The 23,112-nt window shown below is 72.2% G+C and carries 20 protein-coding genes; 13 read left to right on the top strand and 7 right to left on the bottom strand.

The genetic code is table 11. From position 1 onward, the window contains the following. Window positions 1–4 precede the first annotated feature (4 nt). Together EIZ62_RS28175 and EIZ62_RS28180 are read left to right on the top strand one after the other, a co-directional pair. Window positions 5–988, top strand: a complete 984-nt coding sequence (locus EIZ62_RS28175) for an EamA family transporter (RefSeq protein WP_156695474.1) — start codon at window positions 5–7, stop codon at window positions 986–988. Window positions 989–1,160: 172 nt separating this feature from the next. Next, window positions 1,161–2,255, top strand: a complete 1,095-nt coding sequence (locus EIZ62_RS28180) for a DMT family transporter (protein ID WP_156695475.1) — start codon at window positions 1,161–1,163, stop codon at window positions 2,253–2,255. Here the strand turns inward: EIZ62_RS28180 and EIZ62_RS28185 are convergent. Beyond that, a complete protein-coding gene (locus EIZ62_RS28185) occupies window positions 2,242–2,922 on the bottom strand; it encodes a pyridoxamine 5'-phosphate oxidase family protein (protein ID WP_156695476.1) in 681 nt (226 codons plus the stop codon). The two genes, EIZ62_RS28180 and EIZ62_RS28185, sit on opposite strands and share 14 nt — an antisense overlap. 35 nt (window positions 2,923–2,957) lie before the next feature. Here EIZ62_RS28185 and EIZ62_RS28190 point away from each other — a divergent pair, with 35 nt between their 5' ends. Further along, window positions 2,958–4,292, top strand: a complete 1,335-nt coding sequence (locus EIZ62_RS28190) for an aminotransferase class I/II-fold pyridoxal phosphate-dependent enzyme (protein ID WP_156695477.1) — start codon at window positions 2,958–2,960, stop codon at window positions 4,290–4,292. Here EIZ62_RS28190 and EIZ62_RS28195 read toward each other — a convergent pair. Beyond that, complete coding sequence (locus tag EIZ62_RS28195; RefSeq protein ID WP_156695478.1) at window positions 4,283–5,359, bottom strand: DMT family transporter; 1,077 nt, start codon at window positions 5,357–5,359, stop codon at window positions 4,283–4,285. The genes EIZ62_RS28190 and EIZ62_RS28195 overlap by 10 nt on opposite strands. Window positions 5,360–5,433: 74 nt before the next feature. Here EIZ62_RS28195 and EIZ62_RS28200 point away from each other — a divergent pair, with 74 nt between their 5' ends. Then, window positions 5,434–6,339 carry a LysR family transcriptional regulator gene (locus EIZ62_RS28200; protein ID WP_156695479.1) on the top strand — a complete coding sequence of 302 codons (906 nt, stop codon included), beginning with the start codon at window positions 5,434–5,436 and terminating at the stop codon, window positions 6,337–6,339. 85 nt (window positions 6,340–6,424) lie between these two features. Here EIZ62_RS28200 and EIZ62_RS28205 read toward each other — a convergent pair whose 3' ends face one another. Then, entirely contained in the window at window positions 6,425–6,895 is a 471-nt protein-coding gene (locus EIZ62_RS28205) for a pyridoxamine 5'-phosphate oxidase family protein (protein WP_156695480.1), read from the bottom strand. Window positions 6,896–6,992: 97 nt separating this feature from the next. Here EIZ62_RS28205 and EIZ62_RS28210 point away from each other — a divergent pair, with 97 nt between their 5' ends. Then, on the top strand, window positions 6,993–7,691 hold the full coding sequence (locus EIZ62_RS28210; RefSeq protein ID WP_156695481.1) for a cysteine hydrolase family protein: 699 nt from the start codon (window positions 6,993–6,995) through the stop codon (window positions 7,689–7,691). Here the strand turns inward: EIZ62_RS28210 and EIZ62_RS28215 are convergent. Both EIZ62_RS28215 and EIZ62_RS28220 read right to left on the bottom strand, forming a co-directional pair. Further along, a complete protein-coding gene (locus tag EIZ62_RS28215; protein ID WP_156695482.1) occupies window positions 7,657–8,157 on the bottom strand; it encodes a Rieske (2Fe-2S) protein in 501 nt (166 codons plus the stop codon). The two genes, EIZ62_RS28210 and EIZ62_RS28215, sit on opposite strands and share 35 nt — an antisense overlap. Before the next feature lie 73 nt (window positions 8,158–8,230). Then, window positions 8,231–10,480 (bottom strand): S9 family peptidase, encoded by a 2,250-nt coding sequence (locus EIZ62_RS28220; protein ID WP_156695483.1) that lies wholly within the window; start codon window positions 10,478–10,480, stop codon window positions 8,231–8,233. A gap of 559 nt (window positions 10,481–11,039) precedes the next feature. Here EIZ62_RS28220 and EIZ62_RS32600 point away from each other — a divergent pair. Genes EIZ62_RS32600 through EIZ62_RS28235 form a run of 3 tightly spaced genes read left to right on the top strand, consistent with a single transcriptional unit; the run spans window position 11,040 to window position 16,264 of the window. Further along, on the top strand, window positions 11,040–13,238 hold the full coding sequence (locus tag EIZ62_RS32600; protein ID WP_156695484.1) for a trypsin-like serine peptidase: 2,199 nt from the start codon (window positions 11,040–11,042) through the stop codon (window positions 13,236–13,238). Between the two features lie 10 nt (window positions 13,239–13,248). Further along, window positions 13,249–15,132 carry a DNA/RNA non-specific endonuclease gene (locus EIZ62_RS28230; protein ID WP_156695485.1) on the top strand — a complete coding sequence of 628 codons (1,884 nt, stop codon included), beginning with the start codon at window positions 13,249–13,251 and terminating at the stop codon, window positions 15,130–15,132. Window positions 15,133–15,172: 40 nt separating this feature from the next. Further along, window positions 15,173–16,264, top strand: a complete 1,092-nt coding sequence (locus EIZ62_RS28235) for a hypothetical protein (RefSeq protein ID WP_156695486.1) — start codon at window positions 15,173–15,175, stop codon at window positions 16,262–16,264. 47 nt (window positions 16,265–16,311) lie between these two features. Here the strand turns inward: EIZ62_RS28235 and EIZ62_RS28240 are convergent, their stop codons facing one another. Both EIZ62_RS28240 and EIZ62_RS28245 read right to left on the bottom strand, forming a co-directional pair. Further along, window positions 16,312–16,989: a hypothetical protein gene (locus EIZ62_RS28240; RefSeq protein WP_156695487.1), complete on the bottom strand. Its 678-nt coding sequence runs from the start codon at window positions 16,987–16,989 to the stop codon at window positions 16,312–16,314. A 28-nt stretch (window positions 16,990–17,017) separates the two neighbouring features. Next, window positions 17,018–17,875, bottom strand: a complete 858-nt coding sequence (locus EIZ62_RS28245) for a neutral zinc metallopeptidase (protein WP_156695488.1) — start codon at window positions 17,873–17,875, stop codon at window positions 17,018–17,020. Between the two features lie 517 nt (window positions 17,876–18,392). On the opposite strand from EIZ62_RS28245, the gene EIZ62_RS28250 reads away from it, so the two are divergent. The 5 genes from EIZ62_RS28250 to EIZ62_RS28270 all read left to right on the top strand — a co-directional run bounded on the left by EIZ62_RS28250 (window position 18,393) and on the right by EIZ62_RS28270 (window position 23,058). Next, window positions 18,393–19,247, top strand: coding sequence for a HipA family kinase (locus tag EIZ62_RS28250; RefSeq protein WP_156695489.1), 855 nt, complete (start codon window positions 18,393–18,395; stop codon window positions 19,245–19,247). Continuing rightward, complete coding sequence (locus EIZ62_RS28255) at window positions 19,244–19,627, top strand: DUF3037 domain-containing protein (RefSeq protein ID WP_156695490.1); 384 nt, start codon at window positions 19,244–19,246, stop codon at window positions 19,625–19,627. Before EIZ62_RS28250 ends, EIZ62_RS28255 begins: the two co-directional genes overlap by 4 nt. A gap of 189 nt (window positions 19,628–19,816) precedes the next feature. After that, a complete protein-coding gene (gene fabG / locus EIZ62_RS28260; RefSeq protein ID WP_156695491.1) occupies window positions 19,817–20,578 on the top strand; it encodes a 3-oxoacyl-ACP reductase FabG in 762 nt (253 codons plus the stop codon). 16 nt (window positions 20,579–20,594) lie between these two features. Continuing rightward, window positions 20,595–21,362: an SDR family oxidoreductase gene (locus tag EIZ62_RS28265; protein WP_156695492.1), complete on the top strand. Its 768-nt coding sequence runs from the start codon at window positions 20,595–20,597 to the stop codon at window positions 21,360–21,362. Window positions 21,363–21,480: 118 nt separating this feature from the next. Further along, complete coding sequence (locus EIZ62_RS28270) at window positions 21,481–23,058, top strand: ABC transporter substrate-binding protein (RefSeq protein ID WP_156695493.1); 1,578 nt, start codon at window positions 21,481–21,483, stop codon at window positions 23,056–23,058. The last annotated feature ends 54 nt before the right edge of the window (window positions 23,059–23,112 follow it).

The following is a 23,112-nucleotide window of genomic DNA, read 5'->3' on the forward strand; positions in this document are numbered from 1 at the left end:
GCCGATGCACGCGTCTCAGGGGAGAAGCGCCGGCCTGGGACTCGCCATGGCCTCGGCCTTCGCATTCGGTGGTTCAGGTGTCGCGGCCAAGCCGCTGATCGAGGCGGGCCTCGACCCGCTGCACGTGGTCTGGCTGCGGGTGACCGGCGCCGCGCTGGTCATGCTGCCCGTGGCCTGGCGCCACCGTGAGCTGCTGCGCCGCAAGCCCGCGCTGCTCGCCGGTTTCGGCCTGCTCGCCGTCGCGGGCGTCCAGGCCTGCTACTTCGCGTCGATCTCGCGCATCCCCGTCGGTGTCGCGCTCCTCATCGAGTACCTCGCCCCCGCGCTGGTGCTCGGGTGGGTGCGCTTCGTGCAGCGCAGGCCGGTGACGCGCGCCGCCGCGCTGGGGGTCGTCCTCGCCGTCGGCGGGCTCGCCTGCGTCGTGGAGGTCTGGTCCGGGCTGAGCTTCGACCTGCTGGGGCTGCTGCTCGCGCTGGGCGCCGCATGCTGCCAGGTCGGCTACTTCGTCCTCTCCGACCAGGGCAGTGACGAGGCCCGTCCCGCCGACCCGCTCGGCGTCATCGCGTACGGACTGCTCTTCGGCTCGCTCGTCCTCACCGTGGTCGCCCGCCCGTGGGGCATGGACTTCGACGTCCTCGGCGGCACCGCCGCCATGGGCGGCACCGCCGTCCCGGCGTGGCTGCTGCTCGGCTGGATCGTCCTGATCGCCACGGTCGTCGCGTACGTCACCGGTGTCATCTCCGTGCGCCGGCTCTCGCCGCAGGTGGCGGGCGTCGTGGCCTGCCTGGAGGCGGTCATCGCGACCGTACTGGCGTGGGTGCTGCTGCGGGAGCACCTCTCCGGGCCGCAGATCCTGGGCGGCGCGGTGGTCCTGATCGGCGCCTTCATCGCCCAGTCGTCCACGCCGAAGCCCCCGTCGGGGCCGGTGGCCGGATCCGACCACGCGCTGCCCGAAGACCAGTTGTCCGCCGGACGCGCCACCACATAAGGTCGCGATCATGCATTCGACCGTACTTCCGCCGCCCGCCGCGTAACGCGGGCGGCACCCCAGTTCCTGACGCAGACCGGCCCGGGCAGTCCCTTTCGGCCCCGGGTGGTTCGTCGCTGCCCGCGTGCGCAGTCGAGCGGCCATCTCATTCGTCTGTCGTCGGAGAACTCACGTGTCGAACGTTTCCGCCGCGCCCGTCGGGCGCAGCCTCTTCTTCCTGATCGTCGCCGGGGTCGCCTGGGGTACCGCCGGGGCAGCCGCCTCGCTGGTGTTCCTGGTCAGTGACCTCGGTCCGCTGGCCCTGTCCTTCTGGCGCTGCGCCGGTGGCCTGGTGCTGCTGCTGGGGGCGCTGGCGGTACGCCGTCGCCGTTCGCCCCTCGTCTCCCGTACGCCCCGGGCGGCCGAGCCGCGTCGGAACCGGCTGCTGCGCGTCCTCGCCACGGGGATCGGGCTGACGGTCTTCCAGAGCGCCTACTTCGCCGCCGTCGAGGCGACCGGCCTCGCGGTCGCCACGGTCGTCACCCTGGGCGCCGGGCCCGTACTCATCGCGCTCGGTGCGCGGCTGGCTCTGGGGGAGCGCCTCGGGCGCGGCGGGATCCTCGCGGTCGGCGGCGCGCTCGCCGGGCTCGCCGTACTGGTGCTGGGCGGCGGGGGCGCGACCGTGCGGCCCGCCGGAGTCGCCCTCGCGGTGCTGTCCGCCACCGGATACGCCGCGGTCACGCTGCTCACCCGGTGGCTCGGGCGGGCCGGCGGCGGCGCCGACGCGATGACCACCAGTACCTGGGCCTTCGCGGTCGGCGCGGTCGGCCTGCTGCCGATGGCGGCGGCCGAGGGGCTGCTCCCGCACACCGCCGAACCCGCGAAGGTGCTGGTGCTGCTGGTGTACGTGGCGGCCGTACCGACCGCCCTCGCGTACGCGCTCTACTTCGCGGGCGCGGCCGTGGTCCGGGCCGCGACCGTCTCCGTGATCATGCTGCTGGAGCCGGTGAGCGCGGCCGTCATCGCCGTCACGGTACTCGGCGAGCGGCTGACCGGTGCCACGGTGGGCGGGACGCTGCTCCTGATCGGCGCCGTCGCCGGGCTGGCGCTGGCCGAGGCGCGGGACGCCGGGGCGCGAGGTGCAGGGGTGCGGAGTGCCGGGGTGCGGGGTGCCGATGCGCCGAGCGCTGGCGCACGGGGTGCCGGGGCGAGTGGCACCGGGGCACCGAGCGGGCCGGGCGAGCCCGGCGCCTCCGCGCCGCGCCGACGTGCCGTCAGAGCACGGTGAGGTAGTCGGGAACCGCGACCGACGGGTCCAGGTCGTCCGCCGGAAGGGGCTCGCCGTAGCCGGTCCGCAGGGGAAGGACGCCCGTCCAGTGGGGAAGTCCCAGGTCCTCCGGCTCGTCGTTGGGGCCACCGCTGCGGACCTTCGCGGACACCTCGTCGAGGTCCAGGCGGAGCACGGCGGTCGCGGCCAGCTCCTTGGCGTTGGCCGGGCGCGAGTCGCCGGAGCGGCCCGGTACGACGTGGTCGACGAGGGCGTCGAGCGCGGTGCGCTTCTCCTCGGGGTCGGTCACCTGGTGGGCGATGCCGTGCACGACGACCGAGCGGTAGTTGATCGAGTGGTGGAAGGCGGAGCGGGCCAGGACCAGGCCGTCGACATGGGTGACCGTCAGGCAGACGGGGAGCCCCGGGTCGGCCTGGCCCGCCGCCCGCAGCGGCCGCGAGCCGGTGGAGCCGTGGACGTAGAGGCGCTCGCCGACGCGGCCGTACAAGGTGGGCAGGACGACCGGCGCACCGTCGCGGACGAAGCCGAGGTGGCAGACGTAGGCCTCGTCGAGTATCGCGTGCACCAGCTCGCGGTCGTACGACGCGCGCTCCCGGGAGCGGGTCGGGACGGTGCGGTCGGTGGACCGGTATGCGCCGGCGGGGGCCTGCGGGGAGGTCTGGGACATTGCCTTCTCCATTGCACTAGTGCATAATTGTGTTTGTGCTAGGAGAGTATCGGATCGTCGGTCGTCGTGCATCGGAGATCGCCGCGAGCGTGGAGCGCGGAGTCGGCTCGGGCGAGCTGGCGCCGGGACAACTTCTGCCACCCATGCGGGAGTTGGCCGCTCAGTTGGGCGTCAACCCCAATACGGTCGCCGCCGCCTACCGCACCCTGCGCGAGCGCGGGGTGATCGAGACGGCCGGGCGCCGGGGCAGCCGGGTGCGGCCCCGCCCCGCCACCACCGCGCGCGGGTCGCTGCGGATCGACGCGCCGCCGGGCGTCCGGGACGTGGGAAAGGGCAACCCCGACCCGGCGCTGCTGCCCCCGCTCGGCGACGCCCTGGCGGTCGCGGCGCGGCGCGAGGCGGAGCGGCCCCGGCTGTACGGTGAGGCGCCGGTCGACGAGGACTTCGCACGGCTCGCCCGGGCCGCGCTGGACGCCGACGGGGTGCCGGACGGGCCGATCGCCGTCACCTCCGGTTCGCTCGACGCCATCGAGCGCGTGCTCGCCGCCCACCTGCGGCCCGGCGACGCCGTGGCGGTCGAGGACCCCGGCTGGGGCGCACTCCTCGACCTCGTACCGGCGCTCGGACTGAAGGCCGTGCCGGTCGCCCTCGACGACGACGGCCCCCTGCCGGGCGAGGTGGAGCGGGCGCTCCGCGACGCCGGGGCGCGGGCCCTGATCGTGACCTGCCGGGCGCAGAACCCCACCGGCGCGGCGGTGGGTGCCGCCCGGGCGGCGGAGCTGCGGCGGGTCCTGGCCGGGCATCGCGACGTACTGCTGGTCGAGGACGACCACGGGCACGGGTTCGTCGACGTGCCCCTGCACCCGCTCGCGGGGGTGACGGACCACTGGGTGCTGGTGCGCTCGGTCGCCAAGGCGTACGGCCCCGACCTGCGGGTCGCCGCCATGACCGGCGACACGGTCACGGTCGACCGGGTGCTCGGCCGGCAGGACCTCGGCCCCGGCTGGGTGAGCCACCTGTTGCAGCGTGCCGTCGTCCACCTCTGGGAGACCGGCGCGGTGGACGCGCGGGCGGTCGCCGCCGCCTACGCGGAGCGCCGCGACGCGCTCGTGGCCGCGCTGGCGCGCCGGGGCGTCGAGGCGCACGGGCGCAGCGGCATGAACGTGTGGGTGCCCGTGGCCGACGAGACCGGGACGGTGGCCCGGCTGCTGCACGCGGGCTGGGTGGTGGCGCCGGGCGCCCGCTTCCGGCTGGCTGCCGGACCGGGCGTACGGATCACCGTCTCGGGTCTGCCGGTGGCGGAACTGGAGTCGCTCGCCGGTTCGGTGGCGTCGGCGGTCGCCCCGGTGGAGGCGCGCAGCTACGGCTGAGGGGCGGTCGGGGCGGTGGTCGGGGATACGGCCGGGGTGGTGGGGCTGCTCGGGGTCGCGGCTCGGGCTCCATCGCCGTTCCGGGGCGCTTCGGCCTTGGGGCGGCTCTGGGTGAGGGCGGCTCCGGCCAGCACGATCAGCGCACCGACGGGGGTGTTCCAGGTCAGCGCCTCGTCCAGCAGGGTGACGCCGGCGGCGGTCGCGATGACCGGGATGAAGTAGGTGACCATCTGCCCGGTCGTCGGGCCGACCTCGGCGACTATCCCGTACTGGATCAGTACCGCGAGGCCGGTGCCCAGCGCGCCGAGCGCGATCACGGCCAACAGGGGGACGACCGGGAACGCCGACGGCCAGGTGGTGAACAGCGGGGTGACGACCGCCAGTTGGAGGGTGGCGAGGAAGAGCTGCGCCCCGGTCAGGGAGAGGTGGGACTCGCTGCGGCCCGCGAGCGTGCGGCGGACGTAGATCCAGCCGATGGGGTAGCTGAGCGACGCCAGCAACGCCATCGCGGTACCCGTGGCGTCCAGACCCGAGAACCCCTGCCACGCGCCGAGCACCGTCAGGACGCCGATGAACCCGATACCGAGGCCCGCGACCCGGCGGCGCGTCGGGCGGTCCTCAGACAGGGCGACCATGGACAGGGCCATGCCCCACAGCGGGGAGGTCGCGTTGCAGATGCCGGCCAGCGTCGACGGGATCGTCAGCTCGGCGTACGCGAAGAGCGAGAACGGCAGCGCGTTGAGGAAGAACGCCGCCACCGTCAGGTGACCCCACGTGCGGGCGCCGCGCGGGAGGCCCTGGCGCTTGACCACCATGGCCACGGCGAGCACCGCCGTACCGAACAGCAGGCGCCCGAAGGTCACCTGGAAGGGCGCGTAGGCCTCGGTACCCACCTTGATCAGCAGAAAGCTGAAGCCCCACACGAGGGACAGCAGCGCGAAACGGACGCGCCAGTCGACGGCGCGGCGGGGCGTCGGCTTTCGCGCCGGGTCGGGGACCGAGGGGGCGGAGGTGCCGGGCGGCGGGGTGTGCCGCGAGCGGGGAGAGGGTGCGGTGGCGGTGCTCATGACGACCACGATGACGCGTGGAACCTCGTAGAACAAGCGAGATTTTGTCAGACGCTTCGCTTAGCATTGCTTACATGTTGAACCTGGAGAGACTGCGCACCCTGGACGCCCTGGCCCGCCACGGCTCGGTCAGCGGCGCGGCGGACGGGCTGCACGTGACGACCTCGGCCGTCTCGCAGCAGCTCTCCAAGCTGGAGCGGGAGGTCGGGCAGCAGCTCGTCGCGAAGAACGGGCGCGGGGTGCGGCTGACGGACGCCGGACTGCTGCTGGCCGATCACGCGGCGCGGATCCTGTCGCAGGTGGAGCTGGCGCAGGCGGACATCGAGGCCCAGCGCGGCCAGGTCGTGGGCGAGGTACGGCTGGCGGGGTTCCCGACCGCCGCGCGCGGGCTGTTCCCGGCGGCGATCACCGCCCTGCGGAGGGACCACCCCGACCTGGTCGTCCGCACCAGCGAGCTGGAGCCCGAGCACGGAGTGCGCCAGGTGTTGCGCGGGGACATGGACCTGGCGGTGGTGCTCGACTGGAGCAACAAGCGGCTCCCCGTCCCCGCCGGGCTGGCCAGGGCCGAGCTGCTGGACGACGCCGCCGACGTGGCGCTGCCGCCCGGCCACCCGCTCGCCGGGCGGGCGGAGCTGGACCTGGAGGAGCTCGCGGACGAGGACTGGGTGTCCTGGCCGGAGGGTGAGTTCTGCTACGACTGGCTGATGTTCACGCTGCGCTCGAAGGGCGTCGAACCGCGCATCGCGCACCTGGCGGGTGAGCACCACACCCAGCTGGCGCTGATCCGGGCGGGACTCGGCGTGTGCGTCACGCCCCGGCTCGGCCGGGGGTCCGTGCCGGAGGGTGTGGCGCTGGTACCGGTGCGGCAGCAGATGCGGCGACACATCTACGCGGTGTGGCGGACCGACGCGGACCGGCGGCCCTCGATCAGAGCGGCCGTCGAGGCGCTCCGGGAGGTGGGGGAGTCGATCGGGAGCTGACAGGGCTGGGGGAAAGGGCGTCGGGTTGCTGTGGGAGTTCGTGCCGGGCCCGGCCGGGGACGGGCCCCGGCGGACGTGGGTGGCGTCAGGCGCCCGGGTTCAGCTTGCGGAAGTCCCAGGAGGCGATGGCGTCCGGGGTCAGGCGCAGCCAGGCGTGGCGGCCGTCGTGGGGCATGGCGTCGAGACCGAAGTTCTTGCGCGCGAACAGCCGCTCCACGGCGTCCAGTTCGGCGCACGGCTCACCGGTGCGCGGGGCCTCGCCGACGCGTACCGCCGTGCCGGACAGCTCCACGCCCCGCAGCTCGCCGTAGCCCTCCCCGTCGTCGACCACCACGGCGATCCGGGCGTCGCGGCGCAGGTCCGCCCAGCGCCGGCTGCGCGTCAGCGAGTACAACCACAAGGAGGTGCCGTCCCAGACGAACCACAGGGCACCGACGTGCGGCCTGCCGTCGGGGGAGACCGTCGCCACCCGGCAGGTGCGCTGCTCGGTGAGGTACGCGTCGAGTTCGGGCCGCGTCATCATGATGCGCCGGCCCCGGCGCTGGGTCGCGGTCATGACCGCCTCGCTTCCTGATGGGCTGTCAGGTTGTCCGGACTGACGCAAGCATGCGGTCACTTCCTTCCTCGCGCAATGGGGGCTACCCTCACGCCGCATGCCGACGTCGCCGGGTGACACCAGGCTCCGTGACCAGCTCGTCCCCGCCAGTACGGTGCTGCTCACCGTCGAGTGCCAGCGCGGTGTCGTGGGCCCGGACGGCGCACTGCCCGAACTCGCCGCCGAGGCACGGTCGTCGGGCGCCCTGCGCCGGGTGGCCCGGTTGGTCGCCGCCGCCCACGAGGCTTCCGTACAGGTGCTGCACGCGGTGGCGGAGCGGCGCCCCGACGGGCGCGGTGCGAACCACAACGCCCGGCTGTTCCGGGCGGCCGCACGGCTCCCCGTACAGCAGCTCAGGGGCAGCTCCGCCGTCCGGATCGCCGAGCCCATCGAGGTGACCGGCGAGGACCTCGTCGTGACGAGGCTGCACGGCCTGTCGCCCCTCGCCGGTACGGACGTCGACGCGTTGTTGCGCAACCTGGGGTGCCGCACCCTGGTCGTCACCGGCGTCTCCGCCAACGTCGCGATACCGAACGCCGTCTTCGACGCGGTGAACCTCGGCTATACGGCGGTGGTTCCGGCGGACGCCATCGCGGGAGTCCCCTCCGAGTACACCCCCGCGATGGTCCGCCACACGCTCGCGCTGGTCGCCACGATCACGACCACCGACGACGTGCTGGCCTGCTGGGAACGCCGCCGGTCCCGCCCCGCCGGCCCAGGCGTCACGCCATCCGGATCGAGTCGCCCTCGACCGTGATCGACGCGGCCGCCAGCGGCTTGGTGGCCGGACCCGCCTTGACGCTGCCGTCGGTGGCGTCGAACTTGCTGCCGTGACATGGGCAGTTGATGACCCCGTCGGCCACCTCCTTCACCGCGCAGCCCGCATGGGTGCACTTCGACGAGAAGGCCTTGAACTCGCCCGCCTTGGGCTGGGTCACCACGATCTCGCCGACGACCTTGCCCCCGCCCTCGGGAATGTCCGCCGTCTTCGCCAGCACCTGACCCCCTCCGGCGCCGCCCCCGGTCCCGCCACCGGTTTCACTTCCGCCGCCGGTGGCCGTTCCGGTACCGGTGCCGCCGCCCGCCGGCGCCTCGCCCACGGACCCCGCCTCGCCCTCCGACCCGCCACAGGCCGTGAGCACGGCCGCCAGGCCGGCCCCGCTCGCCGCCGCGACGACGGTGCGGCGCGCCACCGCCCTGCTGGTCCCCTGCGATCCGCTCATTCCGGTTTCCCTTCCGAGGTGGTCGTCCCGACATCTGCGTCATGGGGGATTACGGGAGGACGGTGCGGGGTGTTCACCCGTGCAAGGACCTCCGGAAGAACCCCACCTCGGCCGACAACTGGCTGCTCGCCACCTCCTCCCGGGTCACGGCGTGGGTCGCGCCCGGCAGGGGCAGGACGCTGTGCGGCCGTCCCGCAGCCAGCAGGGCGGCGGAGAACCGCACGGTGTGGGCCGGCACCACGTTGTCGTCCGCGAAGCCGTGCATCAGCAGCAGCGGCCGTGACAACAGGTGTGCGTACGGCACATGGGAGGACCGCTCGTAGTTGTCCGGCTGGACCTCCGGGTGGCCGAGGAAGCGTTCCTCCCAGTGCGTGTCGTAGAGCCGGCGGTCGGTCGGCGCGGCACCCGCGACGGCCGCGTGGAAGACGTCGGGCCGGTGCAGTACGGCGCCGATGGCGAGGTAACCGCCGTACGACCAGCCCCGGATGCCCACCCGCTCCAGATCCAGGTCCGGGTACCGCTCGGCCGCCGCGTGCAGCGCGTCCACCTGGTCCGCCAGCGGCGCGGTCAGCCGGTCGCCGCGGATGGCCGTCTCCCACGCGCGACCACGACCCGGCGTACCGCGCCCGTCGGTGATCAGCACCGCGAAGCCCTGCTCGGCGAACCACTGGGCCACCGCGCCGTACCAGCCGCTCGCCCGCACGGCCAGCTGTATCCCGTACCCCGCGTACGGGCTGAGCAGCACGGGCAGCCGGCCCGCGCCCGGCTCGTGCCACGACGGCAGGTACAGGTGGCTGCGCAGCCGACGGGCGCCCAGCGCCAGGTGGACGGGCCGGGGCGTCACCAGGGGCGTCTCGGCGAGCACGGCGATGCGCCCGGCGGGTTCCCCCTCCCGCAGGACGGTCACGCTCCTGCCGCCGGGCGTCCGGCCGTCCAGGACGACGGTGCCGCCGCCGACCACCGCCGTGTGGACGCCCGGCTCCCGGCTGACGCGGTCGAACCCTCCTGCCGCCGGGTCGTACACCCACACATGGGTCTCGGCCGGGTCCTCGCAGGCGGTGAAGTACACCCGCTCGCCGACCGTGCCGAGGACCGCGCGTACCTCGAGCCCCGGCGGGCTCGGTACGCCACCGACGCACAGCCCGCGCACGTCGTCCCGTACGAGCGTCGTGACCACCGCGCCGGCCGCGGTACGGGTCGGCGTTCCCGGGGTGAGCTCCACCCAGTCGGGGTCGTGGCGGTGCAGCAGCGGGCGCGTTCCGCCGGTGACCGGATCGACGGCGAGCAGGACGGTGGTGCGCTGGTCACGCGTCTGGAGCTCGGCGAAGGGCCCGTGCCCGTCCCACCCGGCGACGGTGACGTACTCGTAGCGCGGGTCCGTCCACACGCCGGGCGGATGGGCCTCGTCCTCGGCGCGGGCCGGTGTGCGGACGGGTGTGCGCGTCCCGTCCAGGCGCAGGACGTGCAGCGACACGTCGGCGTTGGCCGTGCCGGCCGCCGGGTAGCGGATGGCGCGCGGCGGCTTCGCCGGATCCGCCGGGTCGGCCAGGTACCACCGGTTCACGCGCGCGTGGTCCGTCCTCGCCACCAGGAGCGCGTCCCCGTCCGGAGACCACCAGTACCCGCGCGGCCGCCCGACCGACTCGGCGGAGACGTGGTCCGACAACCCGTAGGTGACGTCCGGTCCCTCCGGCGCGGCCAGCAGTACGTCCTCGGCTCCGCCGACTTCCCCGGCCGCGCGGATGTCCTCGGCCCCGCACGTGTCCTTGGCCCCGCCCACGTCCTTGGCGCCGCCGGCGACGGGCGCCACCCGGAGGGCGCCCCCGGTCACGTACGCGATCAGCGAACCGTCCGGCGACGGCCGCGGATCGACGGCCGGCCCCGCCGTGGGGACCCGCCACGGGGCACCGCCGTCCGTGCGTACCGCCCACACCGCACCCAACAGGGCGAACACCGCCACGCGTGCGTGCCGGTCGACGGCGAAGTCCACCACCCCGGTCGACACCGCCCGGGCCCGCTCCCGCCGCACCCGCTCCGCCTCCGGCTCAGCACCCTCCAGGGCAACACCATCCGGGCCCTCACCCTCCGGGCCACCGCCCAGGGTGGCGGGATCCGCCAGCAGCCGCTCCCGGCCGTCCTCGTACAGCCAGAGCCGTCCGACGCTGTCGCTGCCCGCGCCGGTCCGTACGAACAGCACCCGAGCGCCGTCCGGGGAGACGGCGAACCCGCCCGGGACGCCGAGCGCGAAGCGGCGCGTACGGGCGAACTGACGGGGAAAGGCGGGCGCGTGCACGGCCCCGGGGGCGGTCTCGGCAACGGTCATGGGGCTGAGCATGACAGACCCGTGAAAACGAGGGACTCCGGAAAGCGTCACCCATGCAATAGTCGTCCCGTCAACCGACGGTTTCGGATGAATCGTCAACCAAGCGCCAGGCCTTGGAAACTCCGGGAAAACCGAGCCCTCCCGCATGCAGTCCACGGGAAATGCGCCTAGCATTAAACAATGGAATTGGAAGGTATGTGCTGCACAGTGAAGACGGGAGACGCGCTGTACGCACAGGCCCGGCAGTTCGGCACCACTGTCGAGCAGTTGAAGGCACGGAAGGTTTTCGCACAGGCACCATGAGGAGAGGGCAAGGCAAAGCCCGGAACTGGATGCTCCCGGCCGTCTGGGCTCACAGTGCGGACAGTTGGCGACGCACGTACAGCGCCTCTCGTGGGGTGCAGGGCCCCCTTGACGCCCGTTCCCGGTGACGGGACACCGTCCCGCCCCCTGACGCCCGTCCCGGTACACCGGTCCGGCCTCCCCACCGTCGGCCGCACCGTCCGCTCGTCGCCTGCTGGGTCGCAGGCACGCCCCGAGCAGGACGGGAGAGTCGGTCATGACAGTGACGACCACGGCACGCGCGGAACGGCTGCACCAGGCCGAGGCCGCGGCGGAGCGGTATCGCCGGACGAGTACCGAACGCCATGACGTCGAGCGGCGGATGGACGCGGGGGTACGGTTTCCTGACTCCGCGGAGGCGATCGCCGTGCGCGCCGCACGGTTGCTCGACAACCAGGCGGTACCCGCCGCGGCCGCGGTGGACAGCATTCGTGAGGAACGGCTCTCCGCCCCCGCCGCGTACGAACGCATCCTCGGCCTGTCGAAGGAACTGCAGGCATGGAGCTTCCTGCCGCGCGGTGCCCGCGCCGCGCGCACCGTCGCCAGGATCCTCACCCGGGACAACGGCCGGGAGCTGCCGATCGGGACCGGCTTCCTCGTCTCGCCCCGCCTGCTGATGACCAACCATCACGTCCTGCCCGACGCGGCGTCGGCGCGGGAGTGCCTGCTGGAGTTCGACGCCCAGGTCACCATCGACAACACCCCCGGCGCGTCCATCCGGCTCGAGTTCGACCCCGACGCGTTCTTCGTCGCGGACGAGCGGCTCGACTTCGCCCTGGTGCTGGTGCGGCCCGACGGTGACGGCCGGCCTCCGGGCGACGTGTTCGGGTGGAACAGACTCAGCGCCCAGCTCGGGAAACTGGTCATCGGCGAACCGGTCAACGTCATCGGCCACCCCATGGGCCGGCTCAAGGAGATCGCCGTACGCGACAACGCGCTCCAGGTACGCCTGGACGACTTCCTGCACTACCTGACCGACACCGAGCCGGGAAACAGCGGCTCACCGGTCTACAACGACCAGTGGGAGGTCGTGGCCCTGCACCACAGCGGGGTCCCCGACAAGGACGACGAGGGCCGTACGCTGCGCAAGGACGGCAAGGTGTGGGAGCCCGGCGACGGGGACGACGCGGTCGCCTGGGTGGCGAACGAGGGCGTACGCATCAGCGTCATCCTCCGGCACCTCGCCGGGTTGCGGCTCGACCCGGCGCGGCGCGCCCTGCTGGCCGGGATGGGCCCGGACTCCGGCCTCCAGGACACGGGCGCGGCACCGCAGTCGGCCGGACGGCCCGCCGCGGACGGCAGCCTCGCGGGCGTCACCTTCGCGGACGGCAGCCGGATGGACGGCACCTCTGCGGGCGTCACCCTCGTGGACGGCGCCCCCGCGGACGGCACCCTGAGGGACGGCGCCCCCGCGGACCGCACCCTGAGGGACGGCGCCCCCGCGGACCGCACCTCCGCCACCGCCACCGCCACGCGCCGTACCGCACGCGAGGCCTCCGCCGAACGCGTCGGGCTCCGCCCCCGCGCGACCGCCACCGGCGCGAACCGGCACCTCGTCCTCCTGCACGGCAGGAGCCAGCAGGACAAGGACACCGAGAAGCTCCGCCGGGACTGGTGTGCCGGACTCAACCACGGGCTCACCCGCGCCGGCATGGCCCCCGTCGACCCGGCGGACGCCTGGTTCCCGTTCTACGGCGACACCCTGGTGGGCGCCCTCCGGCGCGACGAGTCCGTACCCCGCCCGTTCGCCGGGATGACGGCGAGCCCGGTGGCCGAGGCCTGTGCGCCCGACGGCCCGGCCCGGGGCACGTACGAGCAGCTCATCGCCGAGGCGGCGGCGAACGCCCACATGCCCCCCAACGGCGATGCGGCCGACGAGCGGTTCGGCGCCTCGCTGGTGGGCAAGCTCCAGCGGCAACTGAGCTGGATCGCCGCCAAGACCGACCTCGACGAGTGGTTCATCGCCACCGTCCTGCGTGACGTCGCCGCCTACCTCGACGACCCGGACGCCCGCAACGCCGTCCTGGACGCCGTGCTCGCGACGATGCCCACGTCCGGTGACCTCGTCCTGGTCACCCACAGTCTCGGCACCGTCGTCGGCATGGACCTCATGACCAGGCTCGGGCCGGAGGTCCGCGTCGCCCTCCTCGTCACCGCCGGCAGCCCCCTCGGCCTGGACACCGTCCAGCGCCGGCTGCTCCTCGGCGGCCCCGAGCGCCCCGAGGGCGAGTTCCGCTGGGTCAACGCCTGGTGCCCGACCGACGCCGTGGCCATCGGCTGCCCCCTCGGCGACACCTGGAAGGGCGAACTGACCGACCTGGCCGTCGCCAACTCCCGCGACCGGGCGCACGACATCGACGAATATCTCACCCACCCAGAAGTCGCCGCCGAGATCGGGCAACTCGTCGGCGCGTGAGGAGCCCGCCATGGCTGCCAACAACCGCGCGTCCGCGAAATCGAGCCCCGCGTCCGGGGCCGGCGGACAGGAAAGACTGATCAGCGACCTCAAGCAATACATCCGCACCCAGGGATCGGGATACCTCAGCGACCCGAACGTCTCCTCCATCGGCATCGGGTACAAGGAGAGGAACGGGCAGCGGAGCAAGGAACTGGTCCTCCAGTTCACGGTCGACCGGAAAGTCCGGCCGGAGGCCATGGAAGGCCTTCGGACCACACACATACCCGAGGTCATCGACATCGGCGACGGCGTCGAAATACCGACCGACGTCATCCAGCGCTCGTACAAGCCGCACTTCCTCGTGGTCGCCGAGGGCGAGACACCGGAGCGGCAGAAGCGCGTCGTCCCGGTCCGTCCCGGCGTGAGCGTCGGCAACGTCAAGGTCTCGGCCGGGACCTTCGGGTGCGTCGTCTTCGACCGGAACGACGGAACCCCCTCGCTGCTGAGCAACTGGCACGTGCTGAACGGCCGCCAGGGCGAACTCGGCGACACCGTCGTACAGCCCGGCAAGGCGGACGACAGCCGCCTCGCGCTGAACCGGCTCGGCGCACTCAAACGCGCCCACCTGGGGCGCCTCGGGGACTGCGCCGTGTCCACCATCACCGACCGCGAGTTCGCCACGGACATCCTCGGCCTCGACATCACACCGGCGCACCTGGGCGAGCCGCAGATCGACGACAAGGTCGTCAAGAGCGGCCGCACCACCGGCGTGACACACGGCATGGTGACGCGTCCGTTCGCCAAGGTCAGCATCAACTACGGTGCCCCCGTCGGCGTGCGGGAGATCGAGTGCTTCGAGATCGGCCCCGACCCGAAGCACCCGGCCGACAGCAACGAGATCAGCCTCCCCGGCGACTCCGGCTCGGTATGGATGTTCACCACACGCTCCGGCAGGCCCACGGACGTACTCGCCGGCCTGCACTTCGGCGGTGAGTCGGACGAGGACCCGGAGGAGCGCGCTCTGGCGTGCCTGCCGCAGGCGGTGTTCGACGAGCTGAAGATCACCCTCACCCGGCCCGACCCGGAGTCGCTGGAGGCCGTGACCGGCTACGACCCCGGCTTCCTCGCCGTACCGGTCGGCACACCGCGGCTGAACGCCTCGATCAAGGAGGACGCCGTCCGGCTCGACGGCTCCGAGGTCGTCCCGTACACGCACTTCTCGCTGGCCATGAGCGCCTCGCGGAGATTCGCCCGCTGGGTGGCCTGGAACATCGACGGAGCCCTGCTCAAGAAGCTCGACCGGAACGGCATCGAATTCGTCAAGGACCCGCGCCTTCCCGACGCCGTCCAGGTCAGCAACGAGCTGTACAAGGGCCGGAACAACCGGCTCGACCGAGGGCACATCGCCCGCCGCGCCGACGTGGTGTGGGGAACACTGACCGAGGCCGCGAGGGCCAACAGGGACTCGTTCCACTACACCAACATCACCCCGCAGATGGACGACTTCAACCAGAGCTCGCGCAACGGTCTCTGGGGGAGCCTCGAGGACGCGGTCTTCGAGGACGTCCGCGTCGACGAACTGAAGGTGAGCGTCTTCGGCGGACCGGTCTTCCACGAGGACGACCGCGTCTTCCGCGGAGTCATGCTCCCCCGGGAGTTCTGGAAGGTGATCGTCTACTGCGAGGACGGCGCGCTCAAGTGCAAGGCGTTCCTGCTCACACAGAACCTGGACGTGAGCGAGGCCCTCGAGCTCGACGAGTTCCGGGTCTTCCAGGTCAAGCTGTCGGAGGTCCAGAAGCGCACCGGCCTGCGCTTCCCCACCGCCATGAAGAACGCGGACACGCTGGTGGTCCCGGAGTCCGCGGAGGACCGGGCACCACTGGAGCGCCGGTCGGACATCGACTGGAGCTGACAGCCACCACGGGCGAGACCCATTCCTGAGACCCCTCACCATGTTCGCGAACTGGACGCTCCGGGAGCGCCAGAGGCCCGACGCTCACGAGAAGGGCCTCTGGGAGCTTCGCGAGGACCTCACCTCCCGCATCAGCGAACTCGAGGCGCTGCTCCGGACGAAGACGGCCGCGGAGGACACCCCGGCGGAGACGCGAGCGCTGGCCGACCAGGCCTTCAAGGAACTGGAGGAAGCCCGGACCACGCTCCGCCACGACCACCGCCGGCGCCTCCCCGCCGCGCATCTCGCCGTCGCGCAGACGCGCTTCGACATGGCGCACACCCTCATGCTGAGGCTCTCCTCGCTGGACGAGGTCACCGCGATGATGCCGGGCCTGGTGGCCTTCGTCCGGGAGCACCTGCCCGTCAACGACGAACGGAGGATCCAGGTCGAGGAGATCGCCCTGGCCGTCCGGAGCGGCACCGCCCTGGAGGGGACACAGCGGCAGGTCGTCGTCGACGCGGTCGCCGCCGCCCGGCAGACCCACCTCCGGGAGCACCTCCGGGTCCGGAACTTCACCTGCGTCGTCTACGGGATGGCCGTCGCGCTGTCCGTCATCGTCGTCCTGCTGGGTATCTTCGGCGCGATGGCACCGGAGACGGTGCCCCTGTGCTTCCACCCCGAGAAGATCGGCGTCGTCTGTCCCACGGCCAGCGACACGTCCGCCCTGAGCACGGCGCCCGACGGCGACGTGGACGACCTGTACGCGATGGTCGCCTCGCGGTGGGACTACCCCGTCGTCATGTTCACCGGGATCGTGGCCGCCGCCGTGGCGGCCGCCACCTCCTTGCGACGCATCAGGGGCACCTCCACCCCCTACAACGTCCCCGTGGCCCTGGCCCTGCTCAAGCTCCCCACCGGCGCCCTGACCGCCGTGCTCGGGCTGCTGCTGATGCGCGGCGAGTTCGTCCCCGGCCTCCAGGCCCTCGACTCATCGGCCCAGATCGTCGCCTGGGCCGTCATCTTCGGTTACGCGCAGCAGTTGTTCACCAAGCTCGTCGACAACCAGGCGCAGACCGTCCTGGACTCCGTCGGCGGACCGAACAACACCCCCGCCAAACCGGCCCGCGACCCCCAGACCCCGGCCGCTTGACGGGGCCGATCGGTGTGACGTCCTGGGGGCGCGGTGGTGACCGCTCGTCACTCCCAGAGGACCACCTGCACGGTCAGGGCATCGGGGATGTCGGAGAGGGCGGGGGGTGAGGTGATCGAGAACGCTCCGACCCCGCCCGACGACGTGGCGAAGCAGTACGTGCCCTCCCGGTAGGCACTGATGGCGGGCGGGGCGCCGGGCAGCGGGGGCAGCGAGGCCTCGCAGGTCGGGGCGTCGAGGGCGTCCAGGTCCCTGCCCGTCTCCGCGGCACGCCCGCTCATCACCAGGACGGCCGGAGTCGTGCTGTAGTCGCCCCGCAGGTCGTCGTCCACTCCCGCCAGCCTGCCCGGCCCTTTGCCGTCCAGTTCGGCACCGACGTCCGAGGGGACATTGAGGCTCAGGGGAAGGGTGACGGGGCCTCGCCACCGTGGCGCCGGCCCGGCGCGGTCCGCGTCGGACGGAGCCCGGGCCGGTGGCGGGGAGGGTGTGGACGAGGTCTGCTGCGGTGGTGGAGTGGGTGCGGGCGGGGAGCTGTGGACGGACGGCTGGGCGCGGGAGTCGTCGTCCTGTTTCCTCTCCATCCAGTTGACGCCCTGCACCACGGCGGCGGCGAGGGCGCCGATCGCCGTGATGAGCGCGGCGATGATGACCGCCGGGTGTTCGGACCACGCGCGCCTCCACGCACCCGGCCGCCTTGCCGCTCCACCCTCCGGACTGTCGGCCATGAGCTCCTCGGATCGTCGTGTCGGGGTGTCAGCGCGGCAGGCAGGCGTCGACGCCACCACTGCCGCCGTTGCTGAACGCCGTGGTGCGCTGAGCCGCATCGCCGTGGTCCTCTGAGCGGGTCCAGGGCGTCTCGTCGGCGAGTGCGGTCAGCGCCTGCGCCAGCTCCTCCCCGTCCCCCTCCTCGAACACCAGGTCGTCGGACCCGAAGAGGGTGGCTCCCGCCAGGCAGTCCGCCTGCAACTCGGCCGCGACCGCCCGGAGCCCGGAGACCCGGCGCTGTACGGCGTGGGCCCACTCATGGGCGACCACGAGGTAGACCCACGAGTCCCCTTGCGCGTGTCCGTCGCGCATCAGCGTGACGTCCCAGGCGATGAAGTCGCCCGGGGGGCAGTAGAAGGCGTTGCCCGGGGCGGCGGCCTCGTCACCGCAGCGGGGCGCTTCGGGGGAGCCGGCCACGTACGCTCCGAAGACGTGCGGTGACTGGTACGTCCCGGTGAAGTGGTCATCCCAGTGCGAGCTCCAGAAGGCGTCCACGACCGCCACGGCGTCCGCGGTCTCGGCGGCCCAGTCTTCATCGGGGCCAGGTCCGCCCGTGTCGCCACCGGTATCGGCCGGCGGCTCGAACGGGGTGCTGTCCCCGGGCTCGTCCTCGTCCTCGTCCGACGGCTCTTCCTCGTCCGACGGCCCTTCCTCGTCCGTCCCGTCCTGGTCGCCCGTCCCGTCCTGGTCGTCCGTCCCGCCCTCGTCCACCGACACGTCCTCCCGGTCCGCCCCGGCCCCGGCGCCCTGGGTCTGCCCGTCCGGGTACGAACCCGGAGCAGAGCAACCCGTGACGACGAGGACCGCGATGCCGCCGGCGATCAACCACTTCCGAAACTCGACCACAGGACTTCCCCCCTCGTTCCAACGCGACTCGGCGTGAGCTCTCGGGGCCCGGCGGTCGCAGCCGGCGACGGCAGCGTGGGGGGACCGTCTCCACCGTGATGGTAGGCCTTGATCTGGTTGAGGCGATATGGCCAGAAAGCGACCACCATCGGTACGGTGAAGGGCGTATGAGCTGGTACGACACCCAGGAGCGGGGATCGAGCTGCTCGACGAAATGTGGCGTATTGGTGGCCGCGTGGGAGATGGGCGACCTCCCGGCGGCGATCGCGCCCATGGGGCACCGTCCCGGTGGCTCGAACCGTCGGCGATCACCCGCGGTTACTATGCTCACTTCATGCCGGAGGCCGGCGGCAAGGGGCGCGGCGTCATCGACGGTCTACGGGGGGAGCGGGGAGTCCGGCCCGCCGGCCGAACTCCCCAAGTTCCCCTCAGCGTCGTCGACCGGCGATTCCCGCCGCTACGCCCCGCAGAAGTCGTCCGTGGATGGCAAGGCTGAAGAGATGGGTGGCCTGGGAAAGTGTTGGAAGAGGTCGTAGCGACCCGCTATGTCACGCCCTTGCGTGAGGGCGGCTCACTCCCCGGGATCGTCGAGGCCGACGATCTTGGTACGTACGTCATGAAGTTCACCGGCGCCGGGCAGGGCCGCAAGACGCTCGTCGCCGAGGTGATCTGCGGGCAGCTGGCCCGTCGGCTCGGCCTGCGGGTGCCCGAGCTCGTCACCATCCAGCTGGATCCGGTCATCGGGCTCGGCGAGCCCGACCAGGAGGTGCAGGAGCTGCTGAAGGCGAGCGGCGGGCTGAACCTCGGCATGGACTACCTTCCCGGCTCGATCGGGTTCGACCCGCTCGCGTACGCGATGGACTCCGAGGAGGCGGGCCGCGTCGTCTGGTTCGACGCGGTGATCAACAACGTCGACCGCTCCTGGCGCAACCCCAACATGCTGGTCTGGCACGGCGAACCGTGGCTGATCGACCACGGTGCCACCATGATCTGGCACCACAACTGGCCCGGCGTCCAGGCCTCCACGGCCAAACCCTACGACGCCTCCGACCACGTCCTCGCCTCCTTCCGGCCCGACGTCCGCGCCGCGGCGGCGGACCTCGCGCCGCTGGTCACCGAGGACCTGCTGACCGAGGTGGCCGCCGACGTGCCCGACGAGTGGCTGGTCGACGAGCCCGGCTTCGACTCGGCCGACGCGCTGCGCCGCGCCTACGTGGACGCGCTGCTGCCGCGCGCCGCGACCGTCCACGAGCGGATCACCCTCGGGGAACGCACCGAGCAGGCGCCCTCCCGGGCCCCCGGGTGGCTCACCGACCACCTGGCGCCCTGGCCGCACGCCACCAAGCACGACGCGAAGGACGGCAGCGAGTGACCGACCGGGACGTCTTCGAGTACGCGCTGCTGCGCGTCGTGCCGCGCGTCGAGCGCGGCGAGTGCTTCAACGCGGGCGTGGTGGTCTACTGCCGCGCCCAGGGCTTCGTGTGTGCCCGTACGCACCTCGACGAGGCGAAGCTGCGGGCGCTGGACCCCGGGGCCGACGTGGCCGGCGTCAGGGCCGCGCTGCGCGCCGTGGAGGGCGTCTGCGAGGGCGGCGAGCACGCGGGGCAGGCGGGCGGTGACGACGCCGGCCGGCGCTTCCGGTGGCTGATCGCGCCGCGCTCCACGGTCGTCCAGCCCGGCCCCGTGCACACCGGACTCACCACCGATCCCCGGGGCGAGACGGAGCGGCTGCTCGACCTGCTGGTGCGCTGAGCCCCGCGCGTACGGGCGCCGGGCCCGCAGCGCCTGTACGCCGAGTGACCGGGCGCACCCGGTGGGCCGTTGACACCGGGTGCCAGGGTCTCTAGCGTCTCGTCTGCTGAAGGTACTAAGCGGTCGCTCACCGGCATGGTCGTGCCGGCCGAACCGCTTATCCGGGATCCAAGGGCGAGGAGAACCAGCATGTCCACCACCGAGCAGCGCGTCGCCGTCGTGACCGGGGCCGCGCGGGGCATTGGCGCCGCCACCGCGGTCCGGCTCGCGGCCGAGGGCCGCGCCGTCGCCGTACTCGACCTCGACGAAGCCGCCTGCAAGGACACCGTCGAGAAGATCACCGCGGCGGGCGGCAAGGCCATCGCCGTCGGCTGCGACGTCTCCGACAGCGCCCAGGTGGAGGCGGCCGTCGCCCGCGTCGCCACCGAACTCGGCGCGCCGACGATCCTCGTCAACAACGCGGGCGTACTCCGCGACAACCTGCTCTTCAAGATGAGCGAGTCCGACTGGGACATGGTCATGAACGTGCACCTCAAGGGCGCGTTCCTGATGGCCAAGGCCTGCCAGAAGCACATGGTCGACGCGGGCTTCGGCCGGATCGTCAGCCTCTCCTCGTCCTCGGCGCTCGGAAACCGCGGCCAGGCCAACTACTCCGCCGTCAAGGCCGGTCTCCAGGGCCTCACCAAGACCCTCGCCAAGGAGCTGGGCAAGTTCGGCATCACGGCCAACGCCGTGGCGCCCGGCTTCATCGTCACCGAGATGACCGCGCAGACCGCCGCGCGCGTGGGCATGGGCTTCGAGGAATTCCAGGCCGCGGCCGCCACCCAGATCCCCGTCCAGCGCGTGGGCCGTCCCGAGGACGTCGCCAACGCGATCGCGTTCTTCGCCGGCGACGACGCCGGCTTCGTCTCCGGCCAGGTCATGTACGTGGCCGGCGGCCCCCTCAACTAAGCGAAGGGTGACGGTCATGACCGTAACGGAACTGCCCCCGCCGTCCGGCAAGGTCGCCCTCGTCACGGGCGCCAGCCGGGGAATCGGCTACGGCGTGGCGGAGGCGCTCGTCGCCCGCGGCGACCGCGTCTGCATCACCGGCCGCGGCGAGGAGGCGCTCAAGGAGGCGGTCGACAGGCTCGGCGCCGACCGCGTGATCGGCGTCGCCGGCAAGGCCCATGACGAGGCGCACCAGGCGCTCGCCGTGGACCGGGCCATGGAGGCCTTCGGCCGCGTCGACTACCTGATCAACAACGCCGGGACGAACCCGGTCTTCGGCCCGATGGCCGACATGGACCTGAACGTCGCGCGGAAGGTCTACGAGACCAACGTGATCTCGGCGCTCGGGTTCGCGCAGCGGACCTGGCACGCGTGGCAGAAGGACAACGGCGGTGCGATCGTGAACATCGCGTCGGTGGCCGGAATCGCCCCCTCGCCCTTCATCGGCGCGTACGGCATGAGCAAGGCCGCCATGGTCAATCTGACCCTCCAGCTGGCCCACGAATTCGCCCCCCGGGTGCGGGTCAACGCGATCGCCCCGGCGGTCGTGAAGACGAAATTCGCCCAGGCCCTGTACGAGGGCCGGGAAGAGGAGGCCGCGGCCGCCTATCCGCTCGGCAGGCTCGGCGTGCCCGAGGACATCGGCGGGGCCGCCGCATTCCTCACCTCCGGCCAGTCGGACTGGATCACCGGCCAGACCCTGGTGGTCGACGGCGGAATTTTCCTCAATGCCGGAGTCGGCTGATCCCGTTTCTTCCGGTTGACCGCTAATGCCTCGAGTGCCCCGCCAGTCCACCACATTGACCTGGCGGGGCACTGCGGTATGGTCGGCCGACCCATGGCTGAACGAGGAGCGTGCGCACGTGTTCAACCGGACCAGTCTGCAGGCGGCTGCAGCCCTTGCGTCCATATCCCTGCTGGCGGGATGCGGCCTCTTCTCGGGGGATGACGCCGATGGGGAGAACAAGATCGTGGTCGGTACGACGAGCGCACCGAGCACGCTCGATCCCGCCGCCGCCTGGGACGGCTCCTGGGAGCTGTACCGGAATGTCTTCCAGACCCTCCTGAGCTTTCCCACCGGAAGCGCGACTCCTCAGCCCGACGCGGCCGAGTGCAAATTCACCGACACGGTGAGCAAAGTCTTCGAATGCCGGCTCAAGGAAGGGCTCGCCTTTTCCGACGGCGGCAAGCTCGACGCCCGGGCCGTGAAGCACTCGATCGACCGGATCCGCACCATCAACGCCAAGGGTGGCCCCGGGCCGCTCCTCGGGTCGCTCGACAAGATCGTGACCAGTGGCGACCGCACGGTGACGTTCCACCTGAAGGAACCCGACGCCACCTTCCCGTACATCCTCGCCACACCCGCCATGTCCATCGTCCCGCCCGAGAAGTACCCGGCGGACGCGCTGCGCGAGGACGGCAAGCTCACCGGCTCCGGCCCGTACGTCCTGAACTCCTATCAGGAGGGCGCCGAGGCCGAGCTCACCAGGAACCAGACGTACAAGGGCTTCGCCAACCGCAAGAACGACGCCGTCACCATCCGGTACTTCAAGGAGTCCGAGGCGATGGTGGGCGCCCTGCGGAAGAAGGAGATCGACGCCACCTACCGCGGTCTGACCGCGGAGGAGGTCGTCCAGCTCCAGGAGAAGAAGCCCGAGAACGAGGGGCTCCAGCTGGTCGAGTCGACCGGCGCCGACATCCGCTACCTGGTGTTCAACGCCCAGGCGCCGGGCGTGAGCAAGCTCGCCGTCCGCCAGGCGATCGCCCAGGTCGTCGACCGGGACGCGCTGGTCGCCAAGGTCTACCAGGGCACCGCCGAGCCCCTGTACTCGATGGTCCCCAAGGGCATCGCCGGGCACACGACCGCCTTCTACGACCGGTACGGCGACCCGGACGTCGACAAGGCCGAGAAGCTGCTGGACGAGGCCGGTGTCGACGGGCCGGTGGCACTGACCCTCTGGTACACCACGGACCGCTACGGCTCCGGCACCGCGGCCGAGTTCGCGGAGCTCAAGCGGCAGCTCGAAGCGTCGAAACTGTTCCGCGTCACGCTCCAGGGCAAGCCGTGGAACGAGTTCCAGGCGGGCTACCAGAAGGGCGAGTACCCGGCCTTCGGGCGAGGCTGGTTCCCGGACTTCCCGGACCCGGACAACTTCATCGCCCCGTTCGTCGGCAAGGAGAACGTGCTGTCCACGCCGTACGTCCGGCCGGAGATCACCGACCAGTTGCTGCCCAAGTCCCGCAAGGTCAGCGACCGGGGAGCGGTCACGGAGGAGTTCGAGAAGGCGCAGGAGATCCTCGTGGACGACGTCCGGCTGCTGCCCCTGTGGCAGGGCAAGCTCTACATCGCCGCGAGCGAGGAGATCGCCGGCGGCGAGCGTGCGCTGGACCCGCAGACGGTCATGCAGATGTGGGAGCTGCAGCGCAAGACCAGCTGGTAGCGGCGGGGCGGGCGTTGGGGCCCGGTCGGTTCGGGCTCCAGCCTGGTCGGTGTG

The sequence above is a fragment of the Streptomyces ficellus genome (genome assembly GCF_009739905.1).
Classification (GTDB): Bacteria; Actinomycetota; Actinomycetes; order Streptomycetales; family Streptomycetaceae; genus Streptomyces; species Streptomyces ficellus_A.